Origin of the sequence: Leptospira selangorensis, from assembly GCF_004769405.1 — a bacterium.
Lineage (GTDB): Bacteria > Spirochaetota > Leptospiria > Leptospirales > Leptospiraceae > Leptospira_B > Leptospira_B selangorensis.
Genome location: NZ_RQES01000005.1, coordinates 354,099 through 367,613 on the forward strand (window position 1 = coordinate 354,099; position 13,515 = coordinate 367,613).

The following is a 13,515-nucleotide window of genomic DNA, read 5'->3' on the forward strand; positions in this document are numbered from 1 at the left end:
TCGATACGGATTCGACAAACTTAGGTTGTGTAGTATGCGTTTTCCTTCACGTAACCTTCGGTCAGGTCGCATCCCCAGAACACCATCTCTTTGTTTCCGGTATTCAATACCACATCGACGAAGATCTCGGAATTCTTTTTTAGATACTCCGATAATTTTTTGAGGGTTTCAGAATCTGCACCCTTGACAGGAAGTCCTCCGAAATAAATTTCCAAGGAGTCAAAAGGGATAGGTTCATCGAAAACTTTACCTACCGCCATGACCAACCTTCCCCAATTCGGGTCTCCACCGTATATTGCAGTTTTGATCAACGGGGAATTCAGTATGGATTTACCGATCTTTCTAGCCTGAGACTCGTCCTTGGATTTTTTGATACGTACTTCGATTAATTTGGTCGCACCTTCTCCATCTCTTGCTACTTCTTTGGCAAGATCGGTGCATATTTCTAAAAGTGCTGATTTGAATTCGTTAGGATCAACGGAACCCGCAAGACCGTTGCTAAGCAAAGCAACTGTATCGGATGTAGAAGTATCTGAATCTATCGTGATACAATTAAAACTTAAGTCCACACAATCTTTTAAGATTGGATAAACTTCACCTTCTATCTGCGCGTCCGTGAGAATATAAGAAAGCATAGTAGCCATATTAGGCTCTATCATTCCGGCGCCCTTTGCCATACCAAAGATAACAGCTTCTCCATTAGAAGATTTGATCTTTCTCACAGAAATTTTTCTGCGAGTATCTGTGGTCATGATCGCTTCTGCCACCTCATCTAGATTGCCAGGTTTTAAATTTGATTTTGCCTGAGCACATGCAGGAAGAATTACCTGCATAGGAAGTGGAACTCCAATTACTCCGGTAGAAGAAGGTAATACGGAAGTTTCCGCGACACCGAGAGACTTTGCGACCTCGGAACAGATCTGTCTGGAGTTTAAAATTCCTTTTTCTCCAGTAGCAACATTTGAATTTTTAGAATTGATAACTACAGCTTGCAAAACTCCGTCTCGTATATGTTCTTTGCCTACGATGACTGGAGCGCCTGGAAAATTATTTTTAGTAAATACGGCAGCCGCTTTGCAAGGTTTTTCGGAATAGATTACTCCGAAATCTTTTGTTTTGTCTTTGATCCCAATATTTGTTCCGAATGAAAAAAAGCCCTTAGGATAATCCATGTTCTAACCTTTATATATAGAATCTCTATATTCGTGTTAGGGCTGTTTTAGGAAAAGCGTATTACGAGCAAATGCTCGGATTTCAAACTTCTGAAATTTCAGAATACACTAACGGAAGGGTTACGGAGAAGATAGTCCCGCCTTCCGGATTATCGAAAACTTTGACAGAACCGTGATGTAATCTAACAATATGTTTCACAATGGAAAGTCCGAGGCCAGTTCCGCCTTCTTTTCTGGATCTGTTCTTATCCACTCTGAAGAATCTTTCGAAAATCCTTTCTTTATCCTCGTCCTTGATCCCGATCCCTTGGTCCATAACCTGAAAATTTACTGAGTCAGGTTCCACCTTTGCGATCTTCAAAGTGATTGTTTTATCATCCGGAGAATAAGAAGAAGCATTCGAAATCAAATTTAAGAGCATATGCTCCAAAAGAACCCAATCAGCAGCGATAGTTAAAGGAGCAGGCATATCCACTACGAGCTTTTGTCCTTTCGGAGAAATCACTCCGTCCACAGTGAAAGAAAGATTTTCTACCAGAGACTTTAATGTGAATTCTTCAGGCTGAGCGATTGCGGATTGGTTCTCAATTCTAGTAATCGTAAGCATGTCTTCTACGATACGAACCATTCTGTCTGTGTTTCGAGAGATCGCGTCTAAAAATCTTTTTTCATGACTGTCTTCTAAAAGTTTTAAACGGCCTAATAATGTTTCCGTATAACCTTTGATTGAAGTGATAGGTGTTTTTAATTCGTGAGAAGCATTTTGAACGAACTGTTCTCTTATCAGATAAGACTGTTTTTCTTCAGTGATATTTCGGATCACTCCAATAAACATCAATAGATTTCCGTTTGTTCGAAGCGGATACATTTTGATCGCGTAAAAATTTTGGCTTAGATCCAGTTCCGTTTTAGGTTCACTCTTGCCAGAAAGATTTTTTTTGATAAAGTCCAGAAGTCTCGGATCTTTAACTGCATCTTCTACTTTTCTAGAGCCTGAATTAGGTTCTATTAATGAACCTGGGATACTTTTATTTTGAAAAACGATGGAGCCTTCCAGGTCGACGGAGAATACACCTTCTTTCAAGTTTTGTAATACCGAATCGAACTTTTCCTTTTCGATGGTAAGATCCACGAATTGGTGTTTCAAACGTCCAGACATCAGATTGATGGAGACTGCAAGATCAGCTAACTCTTGGATCTCAGGAAGACTTAGCTCGGAGCCGAAATCTCCAGCGTTGATCTCTCCAGTTTTCATTTCGATCTGGTTAAGTGTTTGGGTTACACTTCTGGCAATGGAGAAGGACATATAAAAAGTCCCAAACATTGCCAATAGGATATAAGCGGAGAATAAAAGTATTTTCAGGTCGGGGTTGATCAAGTCCTCTAAAAAGAGGACTATCCCCGCGACAGCCATAAGGAAAACGAGTAGAAGCCAGTTACTTAAGAGTAGTTTAGAAAATAAGCTACGCCTCATTGAATCTGTAACCAATCCCGCGGATGGTTTCCAACCTCTCCTTCTCTTCTCCTAGTTTATCTCGGAGTCTTTTAATATTAACATCTACAGCGCGATCCGTCACGTAAATATCCTTACCCCAAACCTTATCTAAAAGTTTGTCTCTGGTAAATGCAACGCCTGTATTAGTCATAAACAGATAAAGAATTTTATACTCGATCAATGTAAGATCGATTTCTTCGTTATTGATGAATACTTTATGCGCTTTAGGATTCAGGAAAATTTTGCCGACCGTGATGTTTCCTTCTTGGTCTTGCTCATCTTCTCCTTCTCCCGATCTTCTTAATACGGAACGAACTCTCGCGATGAGTTCTCTAGTAGAGAATGGTTTTCTAACATAATCGTCCGCGCCAAGTTCCAGTCCTAAGACCGCGTCGGTCTCTCCGGATTTGGCGGTAACCATAATGATTGGAAGAGAATATTTTTCCTTGATCCTTTTGCAAAGATCCATCCCGCCAATACCTGGTAGCATTAGGTCCAATACCACTAAGTCGGGCAGATTTTTTTCGATCCTAGGAAGCACCTCTAAACCGTTTTGGCAGGTGTCCACTTGGTAGCCGTTCTCTTCTAAATGAAATTTGATCAGTTCTGCGATATCCTCTTCGTCATCAACTACGAGGATTTTTTGGCCAGGGGTGCCGGAAGCATTTTTCATAAATTCGCTGAAGCTCTTTCTCCTACGCCTCGGAGGATTTTTGTCATTAGTCGTCGGGGAGGAGGATCCTTGGATTTGGATAGGTTCCATCCCATCAGATTGTCAGAAAACCGTTACAAAAGGTTTACACAAACATTACAATCGCCGGAAAAAGAATTTTCTGAGCTTATTCTTGTGACAACCAGTAAACAAAAAGGAATATGTTCCTTTTCGGATTATAATTAGACGGCGGTTTTGTTCAGTCCCGGTCCTTAATAATTTCGTTTAACTCGCTGATCAGCTTTCTTTGGCGGAAGAGGACATAAAGAACGAATCCTGAAAATAGAGCCAGACCCAAAACATATACCCAAAGTAGACCTTTTAATCTGCTCTGTTCTTCTTCGATTGCTTTGATCGTGGTCAGGTGTTCGACTAAGAAAAAATAATTATCGGATTGGGCCCAGGATTTTCTGGCTTCTTCCCTGATCTGGGTGATTAGAACATCCGCTTCTTGTTTGTTCATATTTTGGATGAGCGGGAAGACGGAGTCCAACTTCATTTCTAAGAATTCTTTTGCAGTTAATTTGGTCTCAGGCTGTTTTTCTTGTGCGGAGATTTGGCTTCCGAAGGTAAGTAATAAAGATAAAGCGATCCCAAAACTGAAATATTTCATTCGTCGAATCCTAACTTGTTTTTCCATTCCTTGGTATAAGGACTCTTATTTTGCACAAGATAAATCCCTATCAGAACAGTAAAAAGCAGGAACAAAAAGCCGCTAGTAGCTAAAATCGCATGTAAAATCCCTGTTTGGAAGAGAAAATTCCAATCCGTAAACAGAAGAACGGTCAAAGGAGAAAAAGCCAAGATCAGAATTGTGATCAAGATCAGCCGTATATGCCTCAGATGGACTAAATGAAGCATTACTTTTTTCTTAAGCATAGGTGGTACGTCATCGTTCACCCTGCCTTCCGGAGGTTTTACAAAAAAATCCAATTGCTCCCGCAACTCGTCGGGAAGTTTATCTTTTTCCGTGCTCATCGTCTTTCTTCAGCCAATCGCGTAGGATTTCTTTCCCTCGAAAAATATAACTCTTTAAGGTATTCATTTTCAAGTTTAAATTTTCGGAGATATCTTTATAGGACATATTCTCGAAGTAGTGTAACGATATAGGTTTCCTATATAGTTCGGGTAACTTGTCCACTAAGGATCTGATCTTTTCCGTCGTTTCTTTTTCTAATACTTCGGATTCTTGAGAGGAGAAATTGTCTCCCAGCTTCTCGCTGGACAAAGTATCGATAGGAGCGTCTATCTCAGGGTGTTCTTTACGGTATCTGCGGATGATCTCATTTCTTGCAATGGAGAAGACCCAAGTGGAGAATTTAGATTTCCCTCTGAATGTGGACAATCCTTCGAATGCTTTTAAAAAAACATCCTGAGTAAAGTCCTCAGCTTCCGCTTCGTTACGGAATGCTTTTTTTGCCTGAGAATAAACCATCGCCTCGTACTTTAATACAAGTTGTTCGAAAGATTCAAAATCCCCGGCTAGAACTTTTTGAATATTGGCCCAATCCTCCGGATCGCATAGGATTGGTTCTTCCGGTTTCATGGGAGTAATAATAAACCTATTTTGTGGAAGGATCGGATTTCAGTAGGACCGATTCATTTCCTAGGAGACCATTTATAATAACAAAGAAGACCTAAGCCGGTACCAAGAGGGATCAATCCTCCTAACATCGCTAAAGATTTTCCTAATACTAAAATGAAAGTAACGGAAAGAGCTACACCAACAAAGGTAAGTATCAGTCCTAAAAAGAAGGAATAAAGACGCAGATCAAATTTTTCTTTTTGATAAAGGCCTGCTTTGATGATCGCCATTCTCTGACGATACCACCAAAAGAATAGGAAGAATAATAATAACCATCCGAAGATGATCCCTACGATCGGAATACTATATAGGATCGCTTTGTATTCTCCACCAGGCTGACTAGCTTGGATGGCGATCCTGATTTCTTCTAGACTACGAAAGAGGGCTTCCTTTTCTTCCGGAGTCATCTGCTAAGAACCGCCACCTTTAGTGAAGAAGTTTCACCTTTCTTAAAGTATGGGATTTTTTGTTCAATGCCAGGTCTGCCGGCGAGAGACTCATACCAGTCTTCTTCTTTCCAGCTTTCTTTTAGATAACTAGTGCGGATGTCTGAATTAAATAGATCCTTAATTTTGCTCATTGGAATGCTCCTATGTAAAATGCCTTTCGAAGTTCGAATACGAACTTTAAAACTCCCGGAAAAGGGTTTTAAATTATGTCGTATATAATTTCGGTCCACTTTTGGAATCCCTAAAGTGGAAAACCTCGTAGGACTACATTTTTTAGAGACGTAAGGGTTAGAAGAAAAATTGGGAGATGAGACAAAAAAATAGAAAGAAAGAAAAATCAAAAACCTTGGATCTTTCGTTTTATGCGGAAACTATTCGGTCTTTTTCACGTCCAAGAACGGCGCTGAACTTAGGTTAGGAGTTCTTAAAATGGGAGGACGATCGAATCCTGCGTATTCTCTTAAGAAGTCTACAATGATCCTTGCAGTGGCTCCCCATAAAAGTCCTTCCTCTATATCAAAGTAAAATACTTCTAATAAAGGTGAGTCAGGCTTTCTTCTTCCTTTAATACTGTAGAAAGGGGCTTCCCAAAGTCTATCTAGCTCCAATATGATAATTCTTTCCACTTCTTCCGGATTGAATTCGAATTTGAAATCTCCGGAATATTTAGCTAAGAAGGGAGTGATGTGAAATCCGGTATGAGTGAGTTGACCTCTGTAATTTCCGATTACGGATAATTCTTTGTCCGGAGCTCCCATCTCTTCTTCCCATTCTCTAAGGGCCGTAACTAAAAGGTCCTTATCTTCCGGATCCTTTACTCCACCTGGAAAAGAGATCTGTCCCGGATGAGAAGCGAGGTTTGGATTTCTTTTTTGAAGAAGAAAGCCGTCTTGTCCGTTCTTTTGGAACACAGGCATAACTACGGAAGAATGTGCTACATCTTCCGGTAAGTTCGGTTCCCCTTCAGGTAGAAACGGAAGTTCCTTTTTTAGTTTATCTAATTCTAATCTAATCAAATTTCTTTTTGATCGGGATTAAACCTGACAAGGTAGTCTCATAAGGTTTAGATTGCATTGCTGCTATAATAGAAGGTCCGTAATTTTCTACCTTCCAGTTGGAAAAAATTCCTAGCTCTTTTAACTCTTCAATAGACTTAGGATTTCTTTTTGCAATCTCCGCGATATTCTTATTAGACGGCATCAAGTTGTGACCCATCCGGCGAATGGACATGATTGTTTCTCTCCATTGCCTTAATCTCTTGAATCTGTCCGCATCTTCCCCAGCCAAATCTTCAGTAGATCTTTTGAATAGATCATTCTTTTGGATAGGAGGGCCGCTTGGATTTTTATAAACCTGATATAAATTTTCTGCGTCTTTTTTGCCTAAGATGTCTACGAGTTTATTCAATTCTCCCCGAGACTTGACTAATTCCAAAACCTTGTCGTTATTCCAAACTCTGAATGGAGCCTTGTTCAACTTCTTCGCTTTTTCGTCTCGGAAACCAAGGGTATCGTGAAGTGCCCTTCTTTCGTCGGAACCCAATTCAAGAACATTCGGGAATTTTTCCAAATTGATAGAAAATCCTTCAAAAGGTTCCGGCTCTTCTTCCGCGATTTTTGCGAACTCGGAAACTGCTTCGTCTAACAATTTACGTTTTCCGAGTTCCTCACTCATTTTAGTCCAAATGGATTCCAGATAAACTGTGTCCAGGGCTGCATATTGGAGCTGACTTTTTTCTAGAGGGCGTTTTTCCCAGTTGGATTTTTGTTCCTTCTTCGAAAGTTTGACCTTGTGATAATGTTCGACAAGATACAACAAAGAGTTCTGTTCTAAGTCTAATAAACGAGAGCTGAACATCGTATCTGCGATGTTGATAAACTTGAAACCGAAGTCTCTTTTCAGAGCTTTGATATCGTCCGAAGCGGAATGAAATATTTTTAAAATGCCGGGATTCTCGAATAGAGGACCTAACCCGGAGAGATCGTCCAACCGAATAGGGTCAAAGATATAATTTTTACCCTTAGAGGATATTTGGATCAGACAAACTTTGGAATAGTAGGTGTAATAACCGCTGGATTCCGTATCAATAGAGAGGCAATCGGATTGAGAGAGAGTAATCAATGCCAACTGTAAGCTTCGGACGTTGTCTACGACAATATAATCGGATTGTATTTGCATCTAAAAGGCGACCTGGGAGACTAGCGTCGGAAGGGGGACCATGAGTTCGATTCCCAATACGTCCAGTCTACGGACCCTAGTCCGAGATGACAAACCAAAAGAAGAATGTGCTATCTTTGGGATTTTTAATTCTCCCGAAGCGGCCAATTTCACTTACCTCGGCTTGTACTCCATGCAGCATAGAGGCCAAGAATCGAGCGGGATCGTTTCCTCCGATGGAGAACATCTCTACCGCTACGCCGGAATGGGATTAGTAGCCAATATTTTTACCGAAGGCAAGATCCGGGAGCTAACCGGAAGCGCGGCTATCGGGCATAATCGTTATTCTACCACTGGCGCGAGCTTCTTAAGGAATGCTCAGCCTCTCAGAGTTGAGTCCCATTTGGGGCCGATCGCTCTGGCTCATAATGGAAACCTGGTAAATTCCTGGGAAGTTCGTTCCCAATTGGAAAAAGAAGGTTCCATTTTCCAAACTACAATCGACTCGGAAGTGATCGTCCACCTCATGGCTCGCTCAGGGGAAACAGATCTACTTTCTGCACTTTCTTCCGCTTTGAAAAAAGTGAGAGGTGCATATTCCCTTGTTGTTCTTACTAAAAACCAATTGATTGCAGTTCGTGACCCGAACGGTTTCCGTCCTTTGGTCATGGGAAGAAGGGACGACGGATCCATCGTATTCGCATCTGAAACCTGCGCATTCGATATCACCGACACCACCTACGAAAGAGATGTGGAACCGGGTGAGATGATCGTTGTGGATAGAACAGGAACCCGTTCCTTCTATCCTTTCCCTCCTGCAAAACCTGCTCTTTGTATTTTCGAATACATATATTTCGCGAGACCTGATTCTAATATTTTTGGTGAATCGGTTTACAAAGTCCGCAAGGCACTTGGAAACCAACTCGCTCAAGAACTTCCTGTAGAAGCTGATGTTGTGATCCCTGTTCCGGACTCTGCAAACATCGCGGCTTTAGGATATTCAGAAGCTTCCGGTATTCCTTTCCAATCAGGACTTATTCGTTCTCACTATGTAGGTAGGACTTTTATCGAACCGGACCAAAAGATCCGAGATTTCGGTGCTAAGATCAAATACAATGTAGTGAAAAACGTAGTGGATGGAAAACGTGTTGTGATCGTGGACGATTCCATCATGAGAGGAACCACCAGCCGTAAGATCATCAAGATGATCCGAAATGCAGGTGCCACTGAGATCCACTTAAGAGTTTCCGCTCCTCCTACAGTTTCCCCTTGTTATTACGGGATAGACATTCCAACCCATAATGAATTGATCGCTGCCACTCATACGATCGAAGAAATTCGAAAGTATTTGAGAGTGGACTCCATTGCTTACCTTTCAGTGGATTCTATGCATAAGGCAGTGAATGATCATAGGGGTGGTGGTTTCTGCAACGCTTGTTTTACCTCAGATTATCCTGTGGAATTCCAAAGCGATATGGGAAATCAAAAGAGTTTGTTCAAGGAATACGAGGTAGAAGAAAGGGTCTAAATATTTCCGTTTGATCGGAGCTTTTAGATCTTTATTTCACTCTGAAAACTTGCGGCCTTCTTCCGAAGGTAATGAAGTCGGACTCTTCTCCTTTGATATAAGCGGACAATAGGCTTTTTTCCGAGAATCCTATATGGTTCTGCTCTTCCAACATTCCTAAAATTTCTAAGGCAGCATCCTTATCCAAAGTATTCAGATAATTTAATACTTCTTGGTGGGAGTTCTTTTTATGGGCTTCTTCTATAATTTTAAGAACTTCTTCCCTGGCTTTTAATAGGGATTCTTTTCTTTCTACAAGTCCTTCCATTGTAGAAAGTATGATATTGATCTCAGGATCTTCGGAGAATAATTCCAGTAGATGTGGATAGATGCCTGGGAATCGGATCGGAAATTCGTATAAGGAATCTTCTAGTCCTCTGTAGAGTTCTGCTTCTTCTTCTTTATTTAATCCTAAGGATTCCCCAAGCATGAGTAAAGTTTCGATAGGCATGAGTCCTAAAAATCTGGCTGCGAATATATTATCTTTTTTGGTTCTAAGACAGAATAATATAAATTTGGATATTCTTTCCGGAGGAAGTCCGTTCCAGAATTGTGCGGCTTTTGAGTCTAGGAAATTACTTTCCGTTCCGAAGACCTTCTTCTCTTTTTTAAGTTTTTGGAATATTTTAAAGTCTTCTTTTACGATCCTATAAAGTAAAGAATCGTCCATCTCCAGGATTGTGGACATGACCTGGTCCGGGGAAGAGATAGAAAGAAAGTATCTGACTAGATCGAAACCTATTTCGGATCTTGTGGAAAAATTTTCTAAAATATCTGCGGGTGCTTGTTGGAATGCAGTGGCACCGACTGAAAAAGAACTGACTCCTTCTAAAAACTTTTCTAATTTTTCAAAGGCAAAACATGCCTGTTCACCGGAATCATTCCAATTCGATTCCCTGTAAAAATCCCTACAATTTCCGGGACAGGGTTTGGACTCGGAGACTCCCGCTAGACAGGTTCTTTCTTGTTGGCTTTCGTTTTCAGGGAATAAGATCACCACAATCACGCATATCCGGAGCGTAAGGATTTAGGATTTTCATACCTGAGAACACCCATGTCTTTTTGACCATCGGACAATAGAAACGGTTTCTTCCAGATTGTAGTCCATGCACCTTCATTGTACTAGCTAAAACTTCGCTGAACTTAGAATAGGCCTCAAAGGATATTCTCACATCCGAAGATTTTGCCCCTTCTAATACGTTTTTCATTTCTAGTGCAGAAGATTCCAAGCCACCTTTTGCTTCTCCCAGAGAATTTAAGGAGGAAATTAATCCGTTTACATCCGGAGAAACACTCTCCGTTGTTAAGAGAAATTGAATTATCTTATCGTTTTCCGACAAAACTTTTTCGAAAAGTGGTTTTTCTGTCTCTAATACAGGCTTCTCTTCCTTTTTGCAGAAGGAAAGGGAAAGTAATAGTGAAGATAATAAAATTAGTATTACGGATCGTTTCATTTTATTCTCCAAATATGAGTAAATACTCGGGAATCGAGCCTCTTAGACCATAAAAAAATCTTTTTTAGGTTCTGGCAACCGTTAGAGCTTCAAACTAATCTCCGAAAAAATGGGTTCAAAGCTTTTGCCTATATAGGAAATTAGGAGGAAAGGCAAGTACCTAATGTATTTTGATAAGCATGTTTTTGTCTGCGAGAATGTCAGAGCGGAAGGAGAAAGACCTTCTTGCGGTCCGAAAGGATCTCCTCAGTTGCTCGCTTATATGAAAAAGAGAGTACAAGAACTTGGATTAAAAGGTAAGATCCGTGTCCAAAAATCAGGTTGTTTGGATCGATGTGAGTTGGGTCCTGTGCAAGTTTCTTATCCGGAAGGCCTTTGGTTTTCTATCAAGACCCAAGAAGACGCCGAAGCATTTATACAAAATCATATACTAGAAAATAAACCGGAAGCGATCCGGCATCTGACATTAAAGGACGAAGAGTGAGAGGGTAATCAAATGGCAAAAAAGTTCGAAATACCAAAATCGTATCTTGCGTATGAATTGAAAGAATACAGCAACGAACCTGGAAGAGCTAAAATTGTAGAGAAAGAACCGAAACCTTTGAAGAAGGGAGAGGTTCTACTTAAGGTTCATTCGGGTTCCATCAATCCATCAGATCTAATGTTCATGAGAGGGCTTTACGGAATTAAGAAAAAACTTCCTGTTGTTCCTGGTTTTGAAGGAAGCGGTTTGGTGATCGCAAGTGGCGGTGGTTGGAGAGCAAATTCTCTAGTTGGTAAACCGGTTGCATGTGTTGCTCCAAATAAAGGTGACGGACCTTATGCAGAATACATGATCACTGACGCATATTCTTGTTTTACTTTAGGAAAAGATGTAAGCCTGGAGCAAGGCGCTTGTTTATTCGTAAACCCAATCACCGCTTGGGCCTTGCTCGATCAAGTTATTCGAGAAAAACATAAGGCTTATGTCCAGACTGCTGCCGCTTCTGCCTTAGGAAAAATGTTATTAAGACTTTCTAATAAGAAAGGAATTCCAGGTATTCATGTTGTAAGAAGAAAAGAGCAGGTTGATCTTCTTAAATCTTTAGGCGCCGAACATGTATTGGATTCTAGTTCCCCTAATTTTGATAGAGAACTTAGAGTTCTTTCCAATAAACTGAATGCTACTATCATGTTGGATGCAGTTGCAGGAGAGATCACAGGAAGAGCTTTAGCAGCAATGCCTTACGGAAGTAAATGTGTGGTTTACGGCGCATTATCTGAAGAACCCATTTCTTATCATGCGGGGCTTGGTATCTTTCAGGATAAAAAGATAGAAGGTTACTGGCTTTCTTCTTGGATGCCTCGGCAAAGTCCTTTTAAAATTTGGAAGATAACTTCAGAGATCCGATCTCTTCTAGGAAAAGAATTCCAGACTCAGATCGCTGCTAAATACCCGCTTAAAGAGGCAGATAAAGCGATCCAAGAATATGCAAATAATATGACCAGAGGAAAGGTTCTCATTTCCAATGGTTGGGAGCTTTAATGGGAATATTTTCCCCGCATATTAAAGGGCAGAGAATCTTTCTGCCTTTGGTTCTGATTTTAGGGACCTTCTTTCTTTTTAACTCTTGCCTGGGAGATCTAAGGGAGAATGTTAAAAAACTACAGGCTTGTAAGTTTCGGATCTTGGAAACAAAAACGGAGAAGGTAGAAATTCTGCCTTTTCCACCTTCTCCCAAGATCGTGATGATATCTAAATTGGAAATAGAGAACCCGAACGATTCTGCCGTTAAAATTTATAAGTTTGATCTTGGTGTGATTACAGCCGGCACAGATGGAAAAGATGCGGAATTGGCTCGGGTGATCTCGGAAGAAGAAACAGAGGTCCCGGCTTTTTCCAAAACCGTTGTCCAACTCAGGATAGAAACAAGCTTTGAAAAGAGAGAGAATCAGGATAAACTATTACTTGGAATTTTAGTAGTCACGAACCTGGTCGCTGGAAAAGATCCGAATTTGAGAATGAAAGGAACTGTGAGATACAAAACCGCTTTAGGAGAAGTAGATCTTCCTTTGGATGAAAAAATACGATTATTACCTAAGAAGCCGGAGCATGAAATTTAACTCTTTAAGTTTTAGAACTGCCAGTAAAAGCCTAATTCTTATTTTAATCTTAACTCTAGGTTTGTCGAATTGTTCCAATGTGGACGACGATTTTTATACATTCGGAGAAGCGGGGGCTAAGATCATAGTAGCTTATGCTGCAAAAGATGTGGAATGCGGGTCGAACAGACAGATTACTTCTTTGGTTCCGGGAAAACAAAGAAAAAAGGATGTGGATAACTGTGTTGCTTCAGTTGCTTTCGAAAAATGTAGTTTTTGGATCCAAGCAGGAGATCCTGTTCCGTTTGCATGTAAGGCGATCGAGTATAGATTGAAGTGATGGGATGGATAGCCAGACATTTTGATTATCTGATTTTTGCTGCCCTGGCGTTGTCCGGCCTTTCCTATCTTTATATACTTCTCACTCGAAACAGAAGACACGATTCCAAATCAGTAGTTCATTATAATATCCCCTCGGACGAACCAATGAGTTTTGATCCGAATGAAAAACCCAAAAAGAAAGAACCTAAAGTAAATGTTCTAGAAGTTTTCGATTATAATGGGATCAAGATCATGCATGAGAACGGAATGTACACTGTGAATCATGCTGGAGAGATTCAAGTGTACGGTTCATGGCAAGAACTTCCTTCCAGATACCAAGCAATGGTAAAAGAGATGGATAAATCTTCTATAGGACAAAAGAAGAAAGGAAATTATTATATGGAAGTTCTAAACGGAACTTACTATGTGATCTTTCCCGACGGCAAAAAACATAAATATCCCAAATTCGAGGATATTCCTGAAAAGATCAGAAAGGCGTTGGGTTATTGACTTTTTGCGAT

General features: G+C 40.5%; 18 protein-coding genes. 6 read left to right on the forward strand and 12 right to left on the reverse strand.

Translation table 11 applies throughout. The features are described 5' to 3' along the window. Window positions 1–20: 20 nt before the first annotated feature. From argJ to EHO58_RS03305, 10 genes are all read right to left on the reverse strand, one after another. Complete coding sequence (gene argJ, locus EHO58_RS03265) at window positions 21–1,172, reverse strand: bifunctional glutamate N-acetyltransferase/amino-acid acetyltransferase ArgJ (protein ID WP_135678590.1); 1,152 nt, start codon at window positions 1,170–1,172, stop codon at window positions 21–23. 82 nt (window positions 1,173–1,254) lie between these two features. Beyond that, window positions 1,255–2,646, reverse strand: coding sequence for a HAMP domain-containing sensor histidine kinase (locus EHO58_RS03270; protein ID WP_135627753.1), 1,392 nt, complete (start codon window positions 2,644–2,646; stop codon window positions 1,255–1,257). Next, window positions 2,636–3,340 (reverse strand): response regulator, encoded by a 705-nt coding sequence (locus EHO58_RS03275; protein ID WP_100708470.1) that lies wholly within the window; start codon window positions 3,338–3,340, stop codon window positions 2,636–2,638. Before EHO58_RS03275 ends, EHO58_RS03270 begins: the two co-directional genes overlap by 11 nt. Window positions 3,341–3,578: 238 nt before the next feature. Then, window positions 3,579–3,992: a hypothetical protein gene (locus EHO58_RS03280; RefSeq protein ID WP_135678594.1), complete on the reverse strand. Its 414-nt coding sequence runs from the start codon at window positions 3,990–3,992 to the stop codon at window positions 3,579–3,581. Beyond that, entirely contained in the window at window positions 3,989–4,357 is a 369-nt protein-coding gene (locus EHO58_RS03285; protein ID WP_100722535.1) for a hypothetical protein, read from the reverse strand. The genes EHO58_RS03280 and EHO58_RS03285 overlap by 4 nt, the downstream gene beginning before the upstream one ends. After that, a complete protein-coding gene (locus tag EHO58_RS03290; RefSeq protein ID WP_100722536.1) occupies window positions 4,338–4,925 on the reverse strand; it encodes an RNA polymerase sigma factor in 588 nt (195 codons plus the stop codon). The genes EHO58_RS03285 and EHO58_RS03290 overlap by 20 nt, the downstream gene beginning before the upstream one ends. 53 nt (window positions 4,926–4,978) lie before the next feature. After that, complete coding sequence (locus EHO58_RS03295) at window positions 4,979–5,371, reverse strand: hypothetical protein (protein WP_135678596.1); 393 nt, start codon at window positions 5,369–5,371, stop codon at window positions 4,979–4,981. After that, window positions 5,368–5,544: an LIMLP_16695 family PerRB-regulated protein gene (locus EHO58_RS19495; RefSeq protein WP_086448547.1), complete on the reverse strand. Its 177-nt coding sequence runs from the start codon at window positions 5,542–5,544 to the stop codon at window positions 5,368–5,370. The genes EHO58_RS03295 and EHO58_RS19495 overlap by 4 nt, the downstream gene beginning before the upstream one ends. A gap of 240 nt (window positions 5,545–5,784) precedes the next feature. Then, window positions 5,785–6,426, reverse strand: a complete 642-nt coding sequence (locus tag EHO58_RS03300; RefSeq protein WP_425269429.1) for an NUDIX hydrolase — start codon at window positions 6,424–6,426, stop codon at window positions 5,785–5,787. Further along, window positions 6,422–7,591 (reverse strand): ribonuclease D, encoded by a 1,170-nt coding sequence (locus EHO58_RS03305; protein ID WP_135627748.1) that lies wholly within the window; start codon window positions 7,589–7,591, stop codon window positions 6,422–6,424. Before EHO58_RS03305 ends, EHO58_RS03300 begins: the two co-directional genes overlap by 5 nt. 40 nt (window positions 7,592–7,631) lie before the next feature. On the opposite strand from EHO58_RS03305, the gene purF reads away from it, so the two are divergent. After that, window positions 7,632–9,098 (forward strand): amidophosphoribosyltransferase, encoded by a 1,467-nt coding sequence (purF, locus tag EHO58_RS03310; RefSeq protein ID WP_100708463.1) that lies wholly within the window; start codon window positions 7,632–7,634, stop codon window positions 9,096–9,098. A 31-nt stretch (window positions 9,099–9,129) separates the two neighbouring features. Here the strand turns inward: purF and EHO58_RS03315 are convergent, their stop codons facing one another. Both EHO58_RS03315 and EHO58_RS03320 read right to left on the reverse strand, forming a co-directional pair. Continuing rightward, window positions 9,130–10,134: a hypothetical protein gene (locus tag EHO58_RS03315; protein ID WP_135679100.1), complete on the reverse strand. Its 1,005-nt coding sequence runs from the start codon at window positions 10,132–10,134 to the stop codon at window positions 9,130–9,132. Next, window positions 10,118–10,591, reverse strand: coding sequence for an LIC13259/LIC11441 family protein (locus EHO58_RS03320; protein WP_135678599.1), 474 nt, complete (start codon window positions 10,589–10,591; stop codon window positions 10,118–10,120). The genes EHO58_RS03315 and EHO58_RS03320 overlap by 17 nt, the downstream gene beginning before the upstream one ends. A gap of 163 nt (window positions 10,592–10,754) precedes the next feature. Here EHO58_RS03320 and EHO58_RS03325 point away from each other — a divergent pair, with 163 nt between their 5' ends. The 5 genes from EHO58_RS03325 to EHO58_RS03345 are packed head-to-tail and all read left to right on the forward strand — an operon-like array spanning window position 10,755 to window position 13,504. After that, window positions 10,755–11,075, forward strand: a complete 321-nt coding sequence (locus EHO58_RS03325; protein ID WP_135627746.1) for a (2Fe-2S) ferredoxin domain-containing protein — start codon at window positions 10,755–10,757, stop codon at window positions 11,073–11,075. A gap of 12 nt (window positions 11,076–11,087) precedes the next feature. Further along, on the forward strand, window positions 11,088–12,116 hold the full coding sequence (locus EHO58_RS03330; protein WP_135627745.1) for a zinc-binding dehydrogenase: 1,029 nt from the start codon (window positions 11,088–11,090) through the stop codon (window positions 12,114–12,116). Next, complete coding sequence (locus EHO58_RS03335; RefSeq protein ID WP_135678601.1) at window positions 12,116–12,694, forward strand: LEA/WHy family protein; 579 nt, start codon at window positions 12,116–12,118, stop codon at window positions 12,692–12,694. The genes EHO58_RS03330 and EHO58_RS03335 overlap by 1 nt, the downstream gene beginning before the upstream one ends. After that, window positions 12,684–13,013, forward strand: a complete 330-nt coding sequence (locus tag EHO58_RS03340; RefSeq protein ID WP_135678603.1) for an LIC13255 family lipoprotein — start codon at window positions 12,684–12,686, stop codon at window positions 13,011–13,013. Before EHO58_RS03335 ends, EHO58_RS03340 begins: the two co-directional genes overlap by 11 nt. Further along, window positions 13,013–13,504: a hypothetical protein gene (locus EHO58_RS03345; RefSeq protein ID WP_135627742.1), complete on the forward strand. Its 492-nt coding sequence runs from the start codon at window positions 13,013–13,015 to the stop codon at window positions 13,502–13,504. Before EHO58_RS03340 ends, EHO58_RS03345 begins: the two co-directional genes overlap by 1 nt. Window positions 13,505–13,515: the final 11 nt, after the last annotated feature.